This is a genomic window from Streptomyces phytophilus, from assembly GCF_013870535.1.
Classification (GTDB): Bacteria; Actinomycetota; Actinomycetes; order Streptomycetales; family Streptomycetaceae; genus Streptomyces; species Streptomyces phytophilus.
This window is the reverse complement of record NZ_JACBXC010000439.1, coordinates 1-4,542: the sequence shown is the minus strand read 5'-3', so window position 1 is coordinate 4,542 and position 4,542 is coordinate 1. Positions and strand designations below refer to the sequence as shown.

General features: G+C 73.8%; 5 protein-coding genes. 4 read left to right on the top strand and 1 reads right to left on the bottom strand.

The window, feature by feature from the left end:
• Window positions 1-158 precede the first annotated feature (158 nt).
• The gene (locus H5J30_RS18710) at window positions 159-1,499 is read left to right on the top strand and encodes an MFS transporter (protein ID WP_181788563.1); all 1,341 of its coding nucleotides are present in this window, start codon (window positions 159-161) and stop codon (window positions 1,497-1,499) included.
• Between the two features lie 61 nt (window positions 1,500-1,560).
• On the opposite strand, the gene H5J30_RS18705 is transcribed toward H5J30_RS18710, so the two are convergent.
• On the bottom strand, window positions 1,561-1,803 hold the full coding sequence (locus tag H5J30_RS18705; protein WP_181788562.1) for a hypothetical protein: 243 nt from the start codon (window positions 1,801-1,803) through the stop codon (window positions 1,561-1,563).
• Window positions 1,804-1,881: 78 nt separating this feature from the next.
• On the opposite strand from H5J30_RS18705, the gene map reads away from it, so the two are divergent.
• The 3 genes from map (at window position 1,882) to H5J30_RS18690 (ending at window position 4,530) form a co-directional block, all read left to right on the top strand.
• A complete protein-coding gene (map, locus tag H5J30_RS18700) occupies window positions 1,882-2,742 on the top strand; it encodes a type I methionyl aminopeptidase (RefSeq protein WP_181788561.1) in 861 nt (286 codons plus the stop codon).
• 105 nt (window positions 2,743-2,847) lie between these two features.
• Window positions 2,848-3,504: a biliverdin-producing heme oxygenase gene (locus H5J30_RS18695; protein ID WP_181788560.1), complete on the top strand. Its 657-nt coding sequence runs from the start codon at window positions 2,848-2,850 to the stop codon at window positions 3,502-3,504.
• Window positions 3,505-3,537: 33 nt separating this feature from the next.
• Entirely contained in the window at window positions 3,538-4,530 is a 993-nt protein-coding gene (locus tag H5J30_RS18690) for an aldo/keto reductase (protein ID WP_181788559.1), read from the top strand.
• The last annotated feature ends 12 nt before the right edge of the window (window positions 4,531-4,542 follow it).

The window sequence follows — 4,542 nt, the reverse complement described above, 5'->3', positions numbered from 1 at the left end:
CCGCGTCCGCCACGTCCGCCGGCTCCGCCCGCTCCGGCTTCCGCGACCGCCTCGCCCGCCTCGCCGAGGTGCTCTCCTCCCCGCCGCCGCCCCGCTGGTGACGCCGGCGGCGTAAATCCCTTGCGGGCCACCCCCCGCCCACCCGACCATGGCCCCTCGTGGCCGACCGATCCCCCGCCTACCGCGACCTCCTCCCCGACCTCTCCCCCTGGCACGCCTCGCGCGACTTCCGCCTCATGTGGGTGGCCGGCCTCATCACGGCGTTCGGCAGCTTCCTCACCTTCGTCGCCCTCCCCGTGCAGGTGAAGGAGCTGACCGGCTCGGCCCTCGCGGTCGGTGCCATCGGCACCGTGGAGCTGGTCCCGCTCATCGTCTTCGGCCTCTACGGCGGCGCCCTCGCCGACGCCATGGACAAGCGGAAGCTGATCATCTACAGCGAGGCGGGCCTCGGGCTCGTCTCCGCCGTCCTGCTCGTCAACAGCCTGCTGCCGGAGCCGATGCTCTGGCCCCTGTACCTCGTCGCCGCGCTCACCAGCGCCCTGACCGGCATCCAGCGCCCGGCGCTGGACTCGATCGTCCCGCGCATCGTCCCGCACGAGCAGCTGCCGGCCGCCGCCGCGCTCAACTCCCTGCGCTGGCAGCTCGGCGGCATCGCGGGGCCCGCGCTCGCCGGGTTCATCGTCGCGTACGCGGGGCTGCCCTGGGCGTACGCGCTGGACGCCGGGACGTTCGCCGTCTCCGTCGGGCTGGCGCTGATGCTCGCGCCCTCGCCCGCCGCGCGCGAGGCGGTGGCGCCGAGCCTGCGCGCCATCGCGGAGGGCGCCCGCTACGCCTGGGGCCGCAAGGAGCTGCTGGGCACCTACGCCATCGACCTGGGGGCGATGTTCTTCGCCTTCCCGCTCGCGCTGTTCCCGTTCCTCGCGGACGACCTGGACGCGCCGTGGGCGCTGGGGCTGATGTACGCGGCGCTGCCCGCGGGTTCGCTGCTGGTGAGCCTGACCAGCGGGTGGACCCGGCGGGTGCACCGGCACGGCCGGGCGGTGATGCTGTCGGCGGTCGGCTGGGGGCTGGCGATCGCGGCGGCGGGGGTGATGCCGAACGCCTGGGCGGTGCTGTTGCTGCTGACGGTGGCGGGCGCGTTCGACATGGTCAGCGGGGTGTTCCGGGCGGCGATGTGGAACCAGACCATCCCCGACGAGCTGCGCGGCAGGCTGGCGGGCATCGAGTTGCTGTCGTACTCGGTCGGCCCGGTGGCCGGGCAGTTCCGCTCCGGCGGGGTGGCGGCGCTGACGAGCGTGCGGGCGTCGATCTGGTCGGGCGGGCTGCTGTGCGCGGGGGCGGTGGTGCTGCTCGCGGCGTGCCTGCCGAAGCTGATGACGTACGACGCGCGCACGAACGAGCACGCGGTACGGGAACGGGAGCGCCGCGCCGCGGCGGCGGCCGGGAAGACGGAGCCCGGCGCCCCGGACGGCACCCCGGCCCCGGACCCGGCGACGTGACACCGCGGCGTGACACCCGCCCGCGGCGCCGCGCCGCCGCGTGCCCCCGGCCGCTACGCCCTCAGCGCCCCGGCCCGCCCTCGCGGTTCCCGTCGTCGTTCCACCGGGCGTCCTCGTCCCACTCCTCGTTCCGCGCCTCCGCCGTCTCGATCGCCCGCCCCGCCTCCTCCGGCGTCGCGTACGGGCCGAGGCGGTTCAGGGCCTTGCACTGCGGCCCCTCCTCGACCCGCTTGTGCTCCAGGCAGTAGTACCACTCGCCCGGTTTGCCCGCCGACTTCTGCCTGGACCTCTTGAACAGCGCCATCTCGCTCCTCACCTGCGCCGTGCCTGCGCGGTCTGCCGCCGCCCATCGTGCCCGATCCCCCGTCGATAGACTCGGATCATGTCTGGCCAGTCGTCGATGCTCGTGCCCGGAACGCTCTCTCCGCCCCGGGCCGTTCCCGCCGCCATCCCCCGCCCCGAGTACGTCGGGAAGAAGGGGCCCGCACCCTACACGGGCCCCGAGGTCCAGGACGCGGAGACCGTCGAGCGGATGCGGGTCGCCGGTCGGATCGCCGCCCGGGCGATGGCCGCCGCCGCGGAGCACATCGCGCCGGGGGTGACGACGGACGAGCTGGACCGGGTGGCGCACGAGTACCTGTGCGACCACGGCGCGTACCCCTCCACCCTCGGCTACCGGGGCTTTCCCAAGTCGCTGTGCACCTCGGTCAACGAGGTCATCTGCCACGGCATCCCGGACTCCACCGTGCTCCACGACGGCGACATCGTGAACCTCGACGTCACCGCGTTCATCGGCGGCGTGCACGGCGACAACAACGCCACGTACCTCGTCGGCGACGTCGACGAGACCTCCCGGCTGCTCGTCGAGCGCACCCGCGAGGCGCTGAACAGGGCGATCAAGGCGGTCCGCCCGGGCCGGCAGGTCAACGTCATCGGCCGGGTCATCCAGTCGTACGCCAAGCGCTTCGGCTACGGCGTCGTCCGCGACTTCACCGGCCACGGCGTCAACACGGCCTTCCACTCCGGGCTGATCATCCCGCACTTCGACGACCCGCGCGCGACCGCCGTGATGCGGCCCGGGATGACGTTCACGATCGAGCCGATGCTGACCCTCGGCACGTACGAGCACGACATGTGGGACGACGGCTGGACCGTGGTGACCAAGGACCGCAAGCGCACGGCGCAGTTCGAGCACACGCTGGTGGTGACGGAGTCGGGCGCGGAGATCCTGACCCTGCCCTAGCCGCCCGGCCGATACCGACACGGCGTCGGGAACCTATTGACTTAGGTAAGCCTAACCAAAGAGAATCGTCACGCCCACCGCCCCGCCGCGCCCCGGAGGCCCGCCATGGACGTGACGCCGTTCTCCACCCGGCTCCGCACCGAGTCCCACGACCAGCACCACGAGGCCAACCACTCGACCTTCATGAGCGACATGCTCGGCGGCGCGCTCGGCATAGCCGCCTACCGGCGCTACACCGAGCAGCTCTGGTTCGTCTACCGCGCCCTGGAGGACGGCTGGGACGCGCTCGCCGGCGACCCGGTCGCGGGCCCCTTCGTGCGGCCCGAGCTGGCCCGCGTCCCCGAGCTGGAGCGCGACCTCGACTTCCTGCACGGCGCCGCGGGCTGGCGCGCCGCGGCGCAGCCGCTGCCGGCGACAAAGGCGTACGCGGCCCGCATCGAGGAGTGCGCGCGCGACTGGCCCGCAGGGTACGTAGCGCACCACTACACCCGCTACCTCGGCGACCTCTCCGGCGGCCAGGTGGTCCGCGGCACCGCGGAGAAGACCTGGGGCTTCGAGCGCAAGGGCGACGGCGTCCGCTTCTACGTCTTCGAGCGCGTGGCCAACCCGGCCGCGTACAAGCGCGGTTACCGGCGGCTGCTCGACGAGCTGCCCGTCGACGACCTGGAGAAGAAGCGGATCGTCGAGGAGTGCCACCGCGCCTTCGCGTCCAACGTGGCGGTCTTCCGGGAGCTGGAGGGATCGGACCCGCTGACCGCCTGAGGGCACCTTGCGTTCGAGCGCGCTCGAAGGTGCATGCTCGTCCCCATGCAGACGCGCACTCTGGGACGTACGGGCATCGAGGTCAGCGCCCTCGGCTTCGGCTGCTGGGCGATCGGCGGCGAGTGGTGGGACGCCGGCGGCGACCCGCTGGGCTGGGGCAAGGTCGACGACGAGGAGTCGGTACGGGCCGTGCACCGGGCGCTCGACGGCGGCGTCACCTTCTTCGACACCGCCGACGTCTACGGCACCGGCCACAGCGAGACCGTGCTCGGCCACGCGCTCGCCGGCCGGCGGGACGACGTCGTCATCGCCACGAAGTGGGGCAACACCTTCGACGCCGGCCGCCGGACGCTGCTGTCCCGCGACCTGTCCCCCGGCTACGCCCGCCGGGCGCTCACCGACTCGCTGCGCCGGCTGGGCACCGATCGCGTCGACCTGTTCCAGCTGCACATCGGGGACGCCGGCGCCGAGGAGGCGGCGGAGCTGCGCGAGGCGTGCGAGGACTTCGTACGGGAGGGGCTGATCCGCGCGTACGGCTGGAGCACCGACGACCCCGGCCGCGCGGCGCTCTTCGCCGAGGGCCCGCACTGCGCCGCGGTGCAGCACCGGCTCAACGTGCTGGAGGACGCCCCGGAGATGCTGGCGCTGTGCGCGGAGCGCAACCTCGCCAGCGTCGACCGCAGCCCGCTGGCGATGGGGCTGCTCTCCGGCGCGTACGACGCGGGCTCGCGGGTCGGCCCCGGCGACATCCGGGCGACGCCGCCGGCGTTGCTGGCGTACTTCGGCGCGGACGGGCGGGTGGCGCCGGGGTGGCTGCCGCGGATCGAGTCGATCCGCGACATCCTCACCTCCGGCGGGCGCACCGTCGCGCAGGGGGCGCTGGCGTGGATCTGGGCCCGCAGCCCGCACACGGTGCCGATCCCCGGCTTCCGCACCGAGGCGCAGGCGGCGCAGAACGCGGGCGCGCTGGCCGCGGGCCCGCTGACCGCGGAGCAACTGGCGCAGATCGACGGGCTGCTGGCGTAGCGCACGGCACCT